The sequence below is a fragment of the Myxococcus sp. CA056 genome (genome assembly GCF_013336715.1).
GTDB lineage: Bacteria > Myxococcota > Myxococcia > Myxococcales > Myxococcaceae > Myxococcus > Myxococcus llanfairpwllgwyngyllgogerychwyrndrobwllllantysiliogogogochensis.
On record NZ_JABUMT010000001.1, the window covers coordinates 204,821 to 219,315 of the forward strand.

A 14,495-nucleotide genomic window follows, 5' to 3' on the forward strand; every position below is an offset into this window, starting at 1 on the left:
GCGATTGCATTGCAGCCCTGAAATCGACTTGCAGAACTGAAAATTCTCAATGATTTCAAGCGCCTGTGTTTTTCACCGATGAACCTCGTTCATTTCGGATCTGAATCCACAGGTGCGCAAAAGTTACACGTCCAACTCCACCCTACTCCCGGACCGCCTCGCTGGGCGGGCGGAGGTTGAGGCGCTTCATCTTCCGCCACAGCGTGGTGGAGGAGACGCCCAGCTCGTCCGCGACACGGGCAAGGTCCACGCCATGGCGCTCCAGGGATTGGGCGATGGCGCGGCGCTCGGCCTCTTCCACCACCTGGGCCAGCGTGGGGCCTCCGCTCGTGCCCGAGCCCAGGCCCAGTTGCCCGTCCAGGGAACTGAGGCCAGATGAGCCGTGCGCGGGCGGCAGGCGGGCCTGGCGCAGCGGGAAGTCCTCGGGCAGCAGCTCGTCGCTTTCGGCGAGCGCGGCGGCCTGCTCCACCAGGTTCTCCAGCTCGCGCACGTTGCCAGGGAAGTCGTAGCCCATCAGGTGCGTCACGGCGGAGGCGGACAGGCGCCGGGGGTTGGGGCTGCGGGCGTTGGCGCGCTCCAGGAAGTGCTCGGCGAGCGCGGGCACGTCCTCCAGACGCTCGCGCAGGGGGGGCACGCGCAGCGTCACCACGTTGAGGCGGTAGTAGAGGTCCTGGCGGAAGCGCTTCTCGCGCACCTCCACTTCGATATCTCGGTTGGTGGCGGCGACGGTGCGCACGTCCACGCGCAGCGCGGTGGATTCGCCCACGCGGCGGACTTCACCCTCCTGGAGGGCGCGCAGCAGCTTGGACTGGAAGGTGGGGCTCGTCTCCGTCACCTCGTCGATGAAGAGCGTGCCGCCATCGGCCTCCTCGAAGAGGCCGCGGCGCGCCTTCACCGCGCCCGTGAAGGCGCCCTTCGCATGGCCGAACAGCTCGCTCTCCAGCAGGGACTCGCTGATGGCGGCGCAGTTGACGGGCACGAAGGAGCGGCTCTTGCGACGGCTGTGCGCGTGGAGCGCCCGGGCCACCAGCTCCTTGCCGGTGCCGCTTTCGCCCTGGATGAGCACGGTGGCGTCGCTCTGCGCCACGCGCATCAGCCGCGAGGTGAGGTCCCTCATGGCCGCGCTGCGTCCCACCAGCGCGGACAGGCCGTGGCGCTGGTTGAAGTCGGTGGCGAGGTTGTCCACGTCGCGCAGGAGGCGCGCGCGCTCCAGGGCGCGCTCCACGCGGTAGCGCAGCTCGCTCTCCTTGAAGGGCTTGGTGACGTAGTCGTAGGCGCCCAGCCGCATCGCCTCCACCGCGCTCTCGATGGAGCCGAAGGCCGTCATCATGATGACCTGGAGACGGGGGGCCACCTCCAGCGCGCGCCTGAGCAGCGTCAGCCCGTCCATGGGCTCCATCTTCAAGTCCGTCAGCAGCAGGTCCATGCTGCCGCCCGACAGGTGGGCCAGGGCCTCCTCACCCGTGCCCGCCTCGAAGACGGTGTAGTGCTCGGCGCGCAGAAGCAACGCGGTGGTCGCGCGCATGTTGCGCTGGTCGTCCACGACGAGGATGCGTCCACGGGACGGCGGGGTGTTCGCGTCAGTCATGGGAAGGACGGGGGCTGCGAGAGGGGAAGGCGGAAAGTGAAGGTGGTACCGCGACCGGGGACGCTGTCCACGGCGATTTCGCCTCGATGTTCCTCGAGGATACGTTTGACGACAGCCAGGCCCAGGCCCGTGCCCTGCGCCTTGGTGGTGAAGAAGGGCTCGAAGACGCGGTGGAGCAGCTCGGCGGGAATGCCCAGCCCCTGGTCCGCCACGTCGATGCGCAGCTGCTCACGCCCACCATGCGCCTCCCGTCGAGCCCGCACCTGCACCCTCCCGCCCTGCGGCATGGACTGAATCGCGTTGACGGCCACGTTGACGAGCGCCTGGCGGATGAGCCTGCGGTCCATGGGCACCGGCGGCAAGCCGGGCTCCACCTCCGAATCGATTTGCACGGGCCGGTCCGTGCCACCGCCCTGCACGCGCGCCGCCTCCAGTGAGTCCTGGAGCACGCGGCCCAGGTCCTCGTGCTGGAGCACCGGGTTCCTGGGGCGCGTGTAGTCCAGCAGGTCGCCGACGATGCGGTTGAGGCGGTCGCTCTCCTCGCCCAGGATGTCCAGCAGCATGCCCGCGTCACCCGCGGGCTCCAGCAGCCGGCGCAGCGACGCCACCGCGTTGAAGATGACGCCCAGCGGGTTGCGCACCTCGTGCGCGACAATCGCGGACAGCTCGCCCAGCGCCGCCAGTCGCTCGCGCTTCACCATCTCCGCGCGCGTGGCGGCCAGCTCCGCGTAGCTGGCCCACAGCGATTCGTACAGGCGCGCGTTGGCGATGGAGAGCGCCAGCTGGCCACACGTGGCCTCCGCCAGCTCGACGAGCTGGGGGCTGAAGCCCCGGGTGCGCCGCGTGTCGTCCACCAACACCACGCCAATGAGCTCCTCGCGCGAGGTGAGCGGCAACGCCAGGAGCGCCTTCTCGCCGAAGCGCTGGACGAGCTGCGGGTTGAAGCCTCCGCCAGAGGCCTCCACGTCCTCGATGGCCACCGGCCGCCGCTCGCGCGCGGCCCGGGCCGCCACGCTGTCACTGCTCAGCGACAACACCACCGTGCGGAAGAAGTCGCGATGGGCCGCGGAGGCCGCGGCGCCCCGGAGCACCTTGGCGCTCTCGTCGTACAGCATGATGTAGCAGTTGGACACGTCCAGCAGGTGGACCAGGAAGTCCGAGGCCACGTCGAGGATGCTGGAGGTCTCCAGCACGCCCGACGTGGTGCGGGCCAGGTCCAACAGCAGGCGCGTCTCCGTGAGCTGCCGCCCGGACTCCGAGCGCAGCCGCCGCTGCTCCAGCAGCGTCACCAGCAACTCCGACAACGTCCCGAGCAGCCGCACATCCCGCGCGTCGAAGGGCCGGTCCGGAGCACGAAGGACCTGGAGCACCCCACAGATTTCTCCGCCCCGAGCCAGCCGCACCGCCGCGCCACTGCCCAGCGCGCCGCCGGAGACCTCGCGCAGCACCGCCGCCTGGGCCTCCGTGGTGAGGTCTCCATCCAGGGCGTCCGGCACCGAGGCCCCCATCACCCGGCTCAGGCGGTCCACGGCCCCCGGGGAGACACCGCTCTCCGCCAGCCCGAAGTGGGCGGTCAGCTCCAGCGGCCCCTCCTCGCCGCTCGTCAGGTGCAGCACGGCGGCCTCCGCCAGCAGCAGCTCCGACACGCGCGACAGGAAGTCCTCTGGCGTGGGGGGAATCGGCCGCGCCACGAAGCGCGCCATCTCCGCGACGGCGCCCACTTCCCACCGGCTGCGGGTGCTGTCCGCCTGCACACGCGCGTCCGTCAGCGCCGCCCCCACCACCTTGGCGAAGAGCGTCAGCACCGAGCCGTGGCGAGGCGCCACCCACGGGCCCTCCACGCGCAGCACCTCCACCTGGGGCCCCCCCACCGGCAGGTACACGTGCGTGGGCGAGGCCCGCTCCGCGCCACCGAAGACAGGGCGCCCGTCCGACAGCGCCTCCAGCCCCAGGTACACGTCCACCGGAGGAGGCCCCCCGTCGAGCGCATGCAGCCGCATGCCGTCCCACCGCAACAGCCGCACCCGGAAGCCCGCGGCCTCCAGGCCCTTGAGCGCGACGCGGCGCACCGCGTCCTCGGAGTGCGCGGACACGAGGCCCGCGGAGGTCTCCACCAGTCGCTCGGCCACGGACAGCTCGGTGGGCCGGTCCACCATGGGAAGCAGGTTGAGCAGCAGCGCCCGCCCCCCGCTCTCGAGCGAGAGATGGGACGCGTAGAGGGCCACCTCGCGGGTGACGCCGTCCGCCGAGGGAACCTGGTACAGCTGCGTCGCCGCCTCCATGGGCACGCCGGACTCCAGCAGGCGGTAGCGCTCGACCAGCCTGCTGCGGTCCTCCGGCTGGACGAAGTCCATGATGGAGCGCCCCTCGACTCGCTCCCGGGGAAGCCCCAGGAGCGCGAGGTACGCGTCATTCGCGGCGAACACCCGTCCGTCCACCACCGCGAGCACGGGGTTGGCGAAGGGCTCGATGAAGGCGCGCAGCGACGCCTCGCTGTAATGCCTCGTGCTCATCCGCGACGCAGCACCCGCTTCTCGCCCACCCGGAGCGTCACCTTCTCCCGGTCGAAGTACTCGGACAGAGGGATGACGAACTTGCGGCTCTGTCCCACCAGTTCCTTGAAGGCCTGGGTGGTAATTTCCTTCTTCTCGCGCAGGTGGGCAACCAGCCGCTCCCGAAGGGCGCCCAGCGCCGCCGCGTCGAAGCACAGCTCCTCGCTGACCTTCACCACCCTCCCCTCGGCCACCAGCACCTTCATCAGCTCTCGCAGGCGGGGCACCGGGAGCTGGAGCTTCTGGGACAGCTCGCCCTCCGTGGGCGGGGCCAGTCCCGTCGCGGACAGCTCCGCGGCGAGCCGCGCCCGGGCCGCCTCGTCCCCCAGCGACAATGCACGGCCGCGCCCCTTCAGACGCACGAGGTCCCGGTCCACCTCCAGCTTCCCGGTGTCCCCCAGTCCCTGCAACACCCGCTGGAAGGCGCGAGCGTCCAGCTCGGACGACAGGCGCTGCCGCAGCTCCTCTCGGGACAGGCCCTCGCGCAAGGGCTCGCGCTCATGGAATGCGGCCAGCAATGCGAGCGCTCGCCCCTGCAGTCCCTCGAACACCTCGCCGGACAGATACAGCCGCTTCTCGCGGTCCAGCAGCAACGCCGCGCCCCGCGTGCCCGACAGCTCCAGCGCGCGCGTCAGTACCCGAGGCCCCAGCCCGGAGCGGCCGAACAGCTCCTGCTGCGTCAGTCCGCGATAGCCCGCCTGCCGCAGCAACCAGGCCACCTGCCCCGCCGGGTCCGCCTCTCGCAACGGCGCCACCACCGCCGAGCCCCCCTTGCGGCGCCGGGGGGGCACAATCGACAGCACGCGTCCGCCCGCGAGCGTCGCGCCCCGCCCCGGCAGCGCGCGCGAGCCCCGGAGGATGAAGCGCTGGCCCACGAGCGCCGCCACCGGAGCCTCCAACCGGAGCTGCGCCAGCGTCGTCTCGCCGGGCTCCAGCCGCTCCACGTCCAGCAGCGCCACCGTGGCCTCCACCTGGGAGGTGCCCAGGTGCAACAGCAGCTTCCGGCGACGCGGCAGCGGCGACTCCGCCGTCGGCAGCAGCGTCAACTCCACGTCCAGCATGCGCGTCTCGGGCAGCTCTCCGGCGCGCGTCAGCACCTGACCTCGGTGGAGTGACTCCGCCTCCACGCCCGGCAGGTTCACCGCCGCGCGCTGCCCGGCCTCCACCTTCTCCACCGCCCGCCCGTGCACCTGCACGCCGCGCACACGCAACGGGCCCGGCTGTCCCGGCAACAGCGACACCGCGTCGTCCACCGCCACCGTGCCCGACAGCAACGTGCCCGTCACCACCGTGCCGAAGCCCTTCAGCGTGAAGACGCGGTCCACCGGGAGGAACGTCGGCCCCTCGGAGGGACGCTTCGCCAGCGCCCCGGCGGCGCGGCTGAGCGCGGTGCGCAGCGCGTCCAGTCCCTCCCCCGTGCGCGTCGAGCAGGGCACCACCGGCGCCCCCTCCAGGAACGAGCCCGTGGTGAGCGCGGCGAGGTCCGCCTCCACCAGCACGCGCCACTCCGGCCCCGGCTCCGCCAGCAGGTCCGACTTGGTGAGGGCGACAACACCGGCGCGCACGCCCAGGAGCCGGCAGATGTCCAGGTGCTCGCGCGTCTGGGGCATCACGCCCTCGTCCGACGCCACCACCAGCACGGCCAGGTCCACGCCGCCAGCGCCCGCGGCCATCGCCTTCACGAAGCGCTCGTGGCCGGGCACGTCCACCACGCCCGCCACCGTGCCGTCATCCAGCGTCAGGTGCGCGAAGCCCAGCTCCAGGGTGATGCCCCGACGCTTCTCTTCCTGGAGCCTGTCCGTGTCGATGCCGGTGAGGGCCTTCACCAACGACGTCTTGCCGTGGTCGATGTGGCCCGCGGTGCCGACAATCATCGCCTCACCACGGCACCGCTCACGCCCCCGCCTTGTCCGGGTCCTCTTCGAAGCGCGCGTCGCCCGCGCCAGGCGCGTAGTCCCACGGGAAGACGACGAGCGAGCCCGTGGTCAGCCCGGCGAAGTCCGGGGCGAACCCCTCCGGCTTCGCGATGAGGCACGCCGTCGACACCTTGGTGGCGCCCGCCTCACGCGCCAGCGCCGTGGCCAGCGACAGCGTGTCGCCGCTGGACGCCACGTCGTCGACGATGAGCACGCGCTTGCCCTTCAGCTCGCGCGGCATCTCCCCGCTCGTCTTGGGGCCGCCCTTCGGACGCCCCTCGTCACCCCTGTCCCGGCTGCGACGGCTGATGCGCACCGGGAAGAACGCGCAGCCCAACGCCGAGGACAGCGCGCCCCCGACGAAGACGCCGCCGTGGGCCACACCCACCACCGCCTCCGGCTTGAACGTCTTGCGGATGGCGTCGGCCAGGTGGTGCACGGCGCGGTCGAAGTCCGCCCACGTCAGCTCCTTCACGCCCGCGGAGCGCTTGCGCGACTGGTCCTTGCCAGTGGGCTGACGCGGCGCTTCCACCTGCGGCGCCAACACCAGGTCCACGGGAATGGAGACGAGCTTCTGCGCCTGCTTGCGCTCCGCGGCGGACAACGACGCCGACGACGGCGCGACACGAGACTTCGGAGAAGTCTTCTTCGAGGAGGACTTCGCGGTGGGCTTGCGCTTGCCCTGGGCCTTGGGCCCGGGCGCTGCCCGCTTGGTGGCCACGGCGGTGAGCTCCGGCTGGGGTGCGGCCCCGTCATACCCCGAGGACCGCGCCCTGGCCACATCCCGCTGAAGTCCCCGTCCTCGACGCGTCCGAAGACACGTCGAGGTGCCGGCCCACCTCAGGCCGCCAGCTTCTCCTCCACCATCCGGTCGGCGACCTGCTCCGGACGAAGACCGGACTCCTTCGCGCGCCGCAGCACCGTGTCGATGGTGTCGAAGATGTTCGCCGCCCGGGCATACGCCTTCTCCCGGTCATACCCCGCCCACTCCTGGGCCACGTTGATGAGGCCCCCGGCGTTGGCCGCGTAGTCCGGCACGTAGAGGATGCCTCGGCTGGCGAGCTGCTCGCCGTGTCGCATGGTGAGCAGCTGATTGTTCGCCGCTCCACACACCGCCTTCACCTTCAAGAGCGGCAGCGTGGCGTCGTTGATGGCGCCGCCCAGCGCGCAGGGCGCGTACACGTCCGCCTCCATGCGGTGCAGGGTGTCCGCGTCCACCGCCGTGGCGCCGTACTCCTTCACCGCGTGCGCCACGCTCTGGGCGTTGATGTCGCTCACCCAGACCTTCGCGCCGCGCTCGTGCAGTTCCTTCACGAGGTACATGCCCACGTGGCCCACGCCCAGCACCGTGACGCGCAGCCCCTTGAGGTCCGGCCGGCCGAAGACGTGCTTCGCCGTGGCCTCCATCGCGCGCGCCACGCCGTACGCCGTCACCGGCGACGGGTCTCCGCTGCGCTCCTTCAGGCCGACGACATTCTTGGTGTGCTTGCGCACGTGCTCCATGTCGTCCGTGCTGGTGCCGCTGTCCTCGGTGGTGATGTAGCGGCCGCCGAGCGACTCCACCGCGCGACCAAAGGACTCGAACAGCTTCGCCCGGTCGAAGTTGCCACGCGGCAGCATGATGACGGCCTTGCCACCGCCGTGCGGCAGGCCCGCCAGCGCCGCCTTGTAGGTCATGCCTCGCGCCAGCCGGAGTGCGTCCGCGACGGCCTCCTCCTCGCTGGTGTACGTCGCCAACGCGCGCGTACCCCCCAGCCCGGGACCGAGCCGCGTGTTGTGCATTCCGACGATGGCCCTCAGGCCCGTCCGGGAGTCGCTGAGCAGATGGACGGCTTCGTAGCCGCCCTCGAGCAATTGCGTGAAGTAACTCATGGCGCGCGGCCTCTACCGAGGCCACGCACCCAAGTCAAACCGTGCCGCTCGCCAGCATGCTTCGAATTTCCTCTCCTGGAATGACATAGCGCGTCGTACAGAATTGACACGTTGCTTCCGCTTGTCCTTCTTTCTCCAGGAGGTCCTGCAGCTCCTCGCGTCCCATCGCGAGCAGCGCGCGCTTCACGCGGTCCTCGCTGCACGAGCAGCCGAAGCGCAGCGGATAGCGGGACATCACCTCGAAGTCCGCCTCCGGCAACAGCGCGCGCAACACCGCGGCCCCACCCGACGCCGCGTGCGTCAGGAGCACCGACGGGGCGTCATGACGCAGCCGCTCACCGAGCGCCTGGAAGGCCTCCAGGTCCGCGCCGGGCAAGGGTTGGATGAGCAGGCCGGCCACCACGCCCAGGGACTCCGTCTTGCCGTCGACCTGGGCCGGCAGCTGCGCAAGCACCAGGCGCGAGGGGAGCTGATCCGACTGATGGAAGTAGCGCTCCAGGTCGGCGGCGAGGTCGAAGTGCTCCAGCTCCACCGACGAGCGGTAGTGCTCGCCTCCGCCCAAATCCCGCAGCACGGACAGGAAGCCCTTGTTCCCCAGCACGGGGCGCCAGAGGTACTGGTCGCCGCCACCGCCCACGTACTCCACGAGGGTGTTCTTCACGTAGCCCCGCACGAGGCCGGACGTGTCGCCGTCCACGAAGAGGCCCCGCAGCGGCCCGTCACACTCCACCTGGAGGTTGACGCGGGAGTCGCCCTTCTGGAGCGCGCCCAGGAGGGCGGCGGCGGTGAGCGCCTGGGACAGCAGCGCCGCGGCGGCGGGGGCCGTGTGGTGGGTGGCGCGGGCCTGGCGGGACAGGTCCGTGGTGAGCGCCAGCACCACGCGCACATCGGACTTCTTCAGCAATCCACTGACGAGCTCATCGGACATGGCAGAGCGACTTAGCGTGCCCGAGCCCGTCGTGCCCGCCAACGTCGGAAGGCGGACGCCCCGTCGCATGCCGGCCCGGCAGCAGGGCCACCCAGGGTGACGCATAAGGCCAGGCTTATGCCTCCATGCGCGACGGCTGCCATGCGGGGAGGCGGAAGAAATCCAGCGTCCTGGCCGGAACGGTTATAAACCGCCCTCCGACAGTCACCCGACTTTGACTTGGGGCGCGGCCACTTGCCCGCGCGCCATCGCTGGAGACCCGATGAGCACCCAGGCCGCCACAGCCGACGCCGTTTCAACGAAGACTCCGCTCCTCAAGTCCCGCCTGGGCTCGTTCCTCGCGGTGGTGCCCCTGACGTTCTGGGTCGTCAACCACCTGTGGGACAACCTCTCCGCGTTCAACGGCGCGGCCGCGTGGGAGAAGTCCGTCACCACGTACGCCAACCCGTACTCGCAGGCCCTGACGTTCATCATCGTCATGCTGCCGCTGCTGTTCCACACCGGCTGGGGCCTGGTCCGGCTCTTCAGTTTCCGGCCGAACAACAACCGGTACAACAACTACGGCAACTTCAAGTTCATCCTCCAGCGCGTGAGCGCCCTGGGCGTGCTCGCCTTCCTCGGCGCGCACATCTGGCTGGCCTTCCTGCAGCCCCGGCTGGTGGCGGGACACCCGGAGGCGTTCTCCGACATCGCCCGGGAGATGCGCTTCCACGGCCCCACGCTCATCGTCTACCTGCTGGGCACGCTGGGCACCGCGTACCACCTGGCCAACGGCCTCCAGGGCTTCGCCATGGGCTGGGGCCTGTTGGGCAGCGAGCGCGCCATGCGCCGCTTCGAGCCCGTCTCCATCATCCTCTTCCTGCTGCTGACGGCGATGAGCTGGAGCGTCATCTACGCGCTCTACACCGCGGGCGCCGCCTTCGGCCCCTCGGGCTCGTAAAGCTCCGGAGCGGGAAGCCCCTCGCGCGGGCGCACCCGCTCCCGTCGTTCCAGCCCTGAAAGCACACCGGCCGCCCCCAAGTCTTTCTGGGGAGCGGCCGGTTCGTTTCTGGAGTGCCGCGCGACGGGCGGCGCTCAGAACGGGATGTCGTCCTCGTTGTTGCCGCCGCCACCGCCGGAGGGACCGCCCATGCCGTCATCCATGGGAGGCGGCTGGCCGTAGTCGTTGTTGTCCATGCCGCGCGGCTGCCCGCCACCACCGGACTGCCGGCGACCCCCACCACCGCCACCCGCGCCTTCCCCGGCGTCACGACCGCCCAGGAACGTCACCGCGTTGGCCACGACTTCCGTGGTGTAGTTCTTCCGGTTCTCCTTATCCATCCACTCGCGAGTCTGCAGGCGGCCCTCGACGTAGCACTGCCGTCCCTTCTTCAAGTACTCGCCGCAGAGCTCCGCGAGCTTTCCCCAGACGACGATGCGGTGCCACTCGGTCCGCTCCTGCTTCTGGCCGTTCTTGTCCTGCCAGCTCTCGCTGGTGGCGATGCGGAAGTTCGCGACCGCCTGACCGCCCGGGGTGAACCGCACTTCGGGGTCCGCACCCAGGTTGCCGATGAGGATGACCTTGTTCACGCCTCCAGCCATGACTGCTCCCTCTGTCTTTCCGTCGAGTTCCCCACCACCACGGCGGGGAAACTGCCCGCCGAGCATCAGCCCTGGCAGGTTGCCTCCGACGTATAGCAGTGCGGCCTGACATTTCCAGAAGGCGGACCCCGGGCCCCGGGCCCGCCCGGACGGCGGCCCCGCAGGCAGGGAGGCGACGGTGGAAAGGTGCGGGAGGGCACCACCTGGGAGGTGGCACCCGCCCACCGGGTGCTACCCGCCCGGACGCGTCTCCGCGGTGCGCGACGCATCAGGGGCACTGCCCGTGGAACGCGGGGGCGTAGGGGACGACGCGCCTCCCGCCGGCGCCACCACCTGCACCGGAGCGCCGCCCTCGGACGGACGGGGCGCCTTGGCCTCCGCCACCTTCTGCGACAGCGTGGAGTCCAGCCCCTTGGAGAAGGCGGCCACCTGGGGGTCCGCCGCGCCCTGCAGCCGGCGCAGCGACTTCCAGAAGGGATGGTCCGCCTGCCCCGCCTGCACCAGCGCGCGGGCCAGCAGCGTCGAGGCCGCCTCGCGGTCCGCCGGTGAAGACGCGCGCAGCGCCACCACCAGCTCCTCCGGCGCCGTGCGAGCCACCTCGCCCAGCGCGACGGACATCTCCGCCTGCGCCTGGGCATCCACACCCGTGGCGCCCGCGAGCTCCAGCACCCGGGCCAGCGCCTCCGTGTTACCGCCCGCCGCCAGCTCCACCATGCTGGTGACGCCGGGCACCTCCACGGACAACACCCGCGCCACTTCCCTCAGTCGGCCATACACGTCGTTGCCCGCCGAGTAGCTGTCCAGGAGCGTGCGCGCGCCCAGGTAGTCATGCGGGTTGGACTGGTAGAGGCTCTCCGCCAGCACCGCGCGCACCGCAGGGTCTCTCTCGCTGCGCCACGCCGTGCGCAGGAAGCCCAGGTTGCGCTGGTCCCTCTGCCGGCCCAGGTCCAGGTACGTCTTGATGCGGGCGGCCACGTCGTCGATGGCGCCCGACGGCTTGCCCCCGTCCGCCAGGGACGCCACCGCGCTGGAAGGCCCCAGGCTGGAGCCCGTGGCCGCCACCGCCGCGCCCAGCGCATCCAGGCCCGCGACGATGGGCCCGGCACGGCCGGCGAAGTCGTTCACCATCATGGAGAAGGAGAAGCGCTCACCGCCCGCGCTCGTCACGTAGCCGCTCAGCGCGGAGACGCCCTCCAGCGTGCCCGTCTTCGCGCGCAGCTTGCCCACCGCGTCGCTGCCCTCGAAGCGGTACTTCAGCGTGCCGTCCTTGCCGGCGATGGGCACCGAGGACAGGTACTCCGGCGCGAAGGGGAAGCGGATGGACATGTGACGGAGCAGCTTGTTGAGCTGGGCTGCGGAGAAGCGGTTCGCGTCGTTCAGGCCGCTGCCGTTCTTCATCACGTACGTGCCGCGGGAGATGCCCACGTCGCGCTCCAGGAACTGCTCCACCACCTCCACGCCCTTGGTGAAGGAGCCCGGCTGGCCTCGCCCTTCCGCGCCCATCGTCTTGAGCAGCTGCTCGGCGACGAAGTTGCTGGAGAGCTTGTTGAGGCGCTTGAGCAGCACGTCGAACGTGTCCGACTGGGCCACGTGCACCGTGCGCGCCTTGGACGGCGTCAGGCCCACCTTCACCCGGCCCTTCACCTTCATGCCCCGCGTGCTCAACAGCTGCTTGAGCGTCTGGCCGAAGTACATGGGAGGGTTGTCGATCTTCTTCCAGACGCTGACGGCCCCGCCGCGCTCGGCCGGCACCTGCCCGCGCACGACGATTTTCTGCTGGGCGCCGGACGGGTCCGACGTCACGGAGACGCGTCGCGCGCGCCGCGCGCCGGTGGACAGCTGGTTGTCCACGATGAAGTAGTCGCTCGGCGGCTCCATCTCCACGGTGCCCTTGGCGCCGGGGCTCGCGCCAGGGCGCAGGAAGATGGCCACCGCGTTCCAGTTGAGGCTCAGCGCGCCGGTGGGCGCCATATAGGCCCGGTCCGAGTCCTCCTGGTCATACCCGGGCGGCGTGCGCTCGGCGTCGAACCAGGAGTCGTCCACGACGATGTCCCCCACCTCGCGCAGACCCGAGTGCCACAGCTCCGACACCACGCCCCACAGGCGCTCGGTCGTGATGGACGGATCACCCTTGCCGCGCACGTAGAGCGTCTTCACCTTGCCGTCCGCGGGCAGCTCCGGCTCGACGAGGAACTCCGTGTCGTAGCGGAACTCCGGCCCGAGCGTCGCCAGCGCCGCCGCGGACGTGACGAGCTTCACGTTCGACGCCGGGTTGAGCAGCTCGTCCGCGTTGTGGGTGAACACCACCGTGCCGTCATCAAGGCTCTGCATGTGCACGCCCACCCGGCTCACCTTGAGCGGGGCGCGTTGGAGCACTTCGAGCAAGGCGGTCCGCAGGGCTTCGCGGTCCGCGCGCTTCTCGGCGGAGGAAGGCGGCGCCGCGACGGCGCCGTATGGAAGCAGCAGGGAAACGATGGCCGTCGCGGCCAAGAGGTGTCTGGCTCGAAGAACCTGCACGCACGCTCCGGGGAAGTCGGCGGCCATTATGGGGAAGGGCGCGAAAGCACGGCAAGGGAGAGGGGGTGCGGGAGTCCACGGTTGGGCGCTCGCTCTACCGCCAAGTGGAAATTGGCACCCCTCACATGTGGACTTCTTTTCACTGCGGTCCTCTCAGCGCCCAAGATGCCGATAAAGCCTGGGCGCATCATGAGGGGTGCCCCTGACAGCCCTGGAGGAAACTTCGATGAGAGCGGTGGTGCAGCGGGTGCTGGAGGCCTCGGTGACGGTGGACGGGCAACGGGTGAGTGACATGGGCCCCGGCCTGCTGGTGCTCCTGGGCGTGGGCAAGGGCGATACGGAAGCGGACGTCGCGTGGATGGTGGAGAAACTCGCCAGCTTGCGAATCTTCGAGGACGCCGCCGGGAAGATGAACCTGTCCCTGGAGGACACCTCCCGTCAGCTCATCGTCGTCAGCCAGTTCACCCTCTACGGAGACGCGCGCAAGGGCCGGCGCCCCAGCTTCATCGACGCCATGGAGCCCGCCGTCGCCAAGGCCCTGTACGAGCGCGCCTGCGAGGGCCTCCGCCAGCGCGGCCTCACCGTGGGCACCGGCATCTTCGCGGCCGACATGAAGGTCGCGCTCGTCAACGACGGGCCCGTCACCCTCATCCTGGACAGCCCGGTTCCGGCTCCGGCGCCACCCAGACCCTAGACGCGGACGGTGCTGCCCTTGGTGACAAGCGCGGCCAGGCCCTGCCTGGCCATCGCCGCCTGGCGGATGTGCGTGGTGAGCGCGCCCAGCTCCCGAATCCAGCTGGCCGCGCGCGGCCCCAGCCCGGAGAAGGCGACGGTCAGCGGCGGAGGCTGAGGCAGCTTGCCCAGCCAGTAGCCGAGCACCTCGTCCTTCTCCGGCAGCGACGGCAGCCTCATGCGCTCCTGCTCGCGGGCGATGAGCCGCTCCAGCTTGCGCGGCAGGTTCACCTGCCAGTGCGCCACCGCGCGGGCCGGGCGCCAGGCCCAGTCGGCGAAGGCGAAGCGCTCGGTGGGGAAATACTCGCCCCGGCCCTGGGTGACGAAGACGCGGTCCGGAGGGAACTCCGGGAACGGGTCCCAGTGTCCCGCCAGGAGCGAGGCCAGCCCCATGTCCGCCAGGGGCCTGAAGCGGAAGCCGTCGCGCACCTCGCGGGCGCCCTTCGAGTCCCAATACGGGTAGTTGGGCTCCTCCAGCATCAGCGACAGGTGCAGCGCCTCGTCCCAGGCGTCCGCGTAGCCGGCGTGCTGCGCGCCCACCTCCCAGCCCGTGGGGCCCTCCTTCCAGGGAAGGAAGGCGAGCCGGTCCACCAGGTCCGACCAGGGGTCGGCGTCCACGGAGCCCAGGCCCCCGGGCACCGCCGTGGCCAGCATCCGCTCGCACAGCATCCGCGCCTGCCCGTCCCCCAGCGTCTCCAGCAGCGACTCCAGGGCCCCGCTCGCGTCGCCCATGGCGCGCGAGAGGAACGGGAGCACCTGCTCGTGGAAGAACCGGTCGTTGATGGGCCGCAACACCACGTCCATGGGGT

Annotated in this window: 11 protein-coding genes; 2 read left to right on the plus strand and 9 right to left on the minus strand. The window is 70.7% G+C overall.

Going from position 1 to position 14,495, the window contains the following annotated elements; all coding sequences use genetic code 11:
* Positions 1-142 precede the first annotated feature (142 nt).
* The 6 genes from HUA76_RS00885 to HUA76_RS00910 all read right to left on the minus strand — a co-directional run bounded on the left by HUA76_RS00885 (position 143) and on the right by HUA76_RS00910 (position 8,856).
* Positions 143-1,588, minus strand: coding sequence for a sigma-54 dependent transcriptional regulator (locus HUA76_RS00885; protein ID WP_174454577.1), 1,446 nt, complete (start codon positions 1,586-1,588; stop codon positions 143-145).
* Positions 1,585-4,101 (minus strand): ATP-binding protein, encoded by a 2,517-nt coding sequence (locus HUA76_RS00890; protein WP_174459729.1) that lies wholly within the window; start codon positions 4,099-4,101, stop codon positions 1,585-1,587. Before HUA76_RS00890 ends, HUA76_RS00885 begins: the two co-directional genes overlap by 4 nt.
* Positions 4,098-6,014 carry a selenocysteine-specific translation elongation factor gene (selB, locus tag HUA76_RS00895; RefSeq protein WP_174459730.1) on the minus strand — a complete coding sequence of 639 codons (1,917 nt, stop codon included), beginning with the start codon at positions 6,012-6,014 and terminating at the stop codon, positions 4,098-4,100. Before selB ends, HUA76_RS00890 begins: the two co-directional genes overlap by 4 nt.
* Before the next feature lie 19 nt (positions 6,015-6,033).
* The gene (locus HUA76_RS00900) at positions 6,034-6,777 is read right to left on the minus strand and encodes a phosphoribosyltransferase (RefSeq protein ID WP_141648592.1); all 744 of its coding nucleotides are present in this window, start codon (positions 6,775-6,777) and stop codon (positions 6,034-6,036) included.
* A 119-nt stretch (positions 6,778-6,896) separates the two neighbouring features.
* Positions 6,897-7,928, minus strand: coding sequence for a Glu/Leu/Phe/Val dehydrogenase dimerization domain-containing protein (locus HUA76_RS00905; RefSeq protein WP_141648593.1), 1,032 nt, complete (start codon positions 7,926-7,928; stop codon positions 6,897-6,899).
* A 34-nt stretch (positions 7,929-7,962) separates the two neighbouring features.
* Positions 7,963-8,856: an Hsp33 family molecular chaperone HslO gene (locus HUA76_RS00910; RefSeq protein ID WP_174459731.1), complete on the minus strand. Its 894-nt coding sequence runs from the start codon at positions 8,854-8,856 to the stop codon at positions 7,963-7,965.
* Positions 8,857-9,118: 262 nt separating this feature from the next.
* Here HUA76_RS00910 and HUA76_RS00915 point away from each other — a divergent pair, with 262 nt between their 5' ends.
* A complete protein-coding gene (locus tag HUA76_RS00915) occupies positions 9,119-9,796 on the plus strand; it encodes a succinate dehydrogenase (protein WP_141645563.1) in 678 nt (225 codons plus the stop codon).
* A gap of 134 nt (positions 9,797-9,930) precedes the next feature.
* Here the strand turns inward: HUA76_RS00915 and HUA76_RS00920 are convergent, their stop codons facing one another.
* Together HUA76_RS00920 and dacB are read right to left on the minus strand one after the other, a co-directional pair.
* Positions 9,931-10,437: a single-stranded DNA-binding protein gene (locus HUA76_RS00920; RefSeq protein ID WP_141645562.1), complete on the minus strand. Its 507-nt coding sequence runs from the start codon at positions 10,435-10,437 to the stop codon at positions 9,931-9,933.
* Between the two features lie 231 nt (positions 10,438-10,668).
* The gene (gene dacB, locus HUA76_RS00925; protein ID WP_141645561.1) at positions 10,669-12,954 is read right to left on the minus strand and encodes a D-alanyl-D-alanine carboxypeptidase/D-alanyl-D-alanine-endopeptidase; all 2,286 of its coding nucleotides are present in this window, start codon (positions 12,952-12,954) and stop codon (positions 10,669-10,671) included.
* A gap of 226 nt (positions 12,955-13,180) precedes the next feature.
* Here dacB and dtd point away from each other — a divergent pair, with 226 nt between their 5' ends.
* A complete protein-coding gene (dtd, locus tag HUA76_RS00930) occupies positions 13,181-13,648 on the plus strand; it encodes a D-aminoacyl-tRNA deacylase (RefSeq protein WP_141645560.1) in 468 nt (155 codons plus the stop codon).
* Here dtd and HUA76_RS00935 read toward each other — a convergent pair.
* Positions 13,645-14,490, minus strand: a complete 846-nt coding sequence (locus tag HUA76_RS00935) for a hypothetical protein (RefSeq protein ID WP_141645559.1) — start codon at positions 14,488-14,490, stop codon at positions 13,645-13,647. The genes dtd and HUA76_RS00935 overlap by 4 nt on opposite strands.
* Positions 14,491-14,495: the final 5 nt, after the last annotated feature.

What these genes read in the sequence shown, in the direction of transcription:
- selB (WP_174459730.1), bottom strand. Translation starts at nt 6,014, where the DNA reads ATGATTGTCGGCACCGCGGGCCACATCGACCACGGCAAGACGTCGTTG.
- HUA76_RS00935 (WP_141645559.1), bottom strand. Translation starts at nt 14,490, where the DNA reads ATGGACGTGGTGTTGCGGCCCATCAACGACCGGTTCTTCCACGAGCAG.
- HUA76_RS00915 (WP_141645563.1), top strand. Translation starts at nt 9,119, where the DNA reads ATGAGCACCCAGGCCGCCACAGCCGACGCCGTTTCAACGAAGACTCCG.
- dtd (WP_141645560.1), top strand. Translation starts at nt 13,181, where the DNA reads ATGAGAGCGGTGGTGCAGCGGGTGCTGGAGGCCTCGGTGACGGTGGAC.
- HUA76_RS00910 (WP_174459731.1), bottom strand. Translation starts at nt 8,856, where the DNA reads ATGTCCGATGAGCTCGTCAGTGGATTGCTGAAGAAGTCCGATGTGCGC.
- HUA76_RS00885 (WP_174454577.1), bottom strand. Translation starts at nt 1,588, where the DNA reads ATGACTGACGCGAACACCCCGCCGTCCCGTGGACGCATCCTCGTCGTG.
- HUA76_RS00890 (WP_174459729.1), bottom strand. Translation starts at nt 4,101, where the DNA reads ATGAGCACGAGGCATTACAGCGAGGCGTCGCTGCGCGCCTTCATCGAG.
- HUA76_RS00905 (WP_141648593.1), bottom strand. Translation starts at nt 7,928, where the DNA reads ATGAGTTACTTCACGCAATTGCTCGAGGGCGGCTACGAAGCCGTCCAT.
- HUA76_RS00920 (WP_141645562.1), bottom strand. Translation starts at nt 10,437, where the DNA reads ATGGCTGGAGGCGTGAACAAGGTCATCCTCATCGGCAACCTGGGTGCG.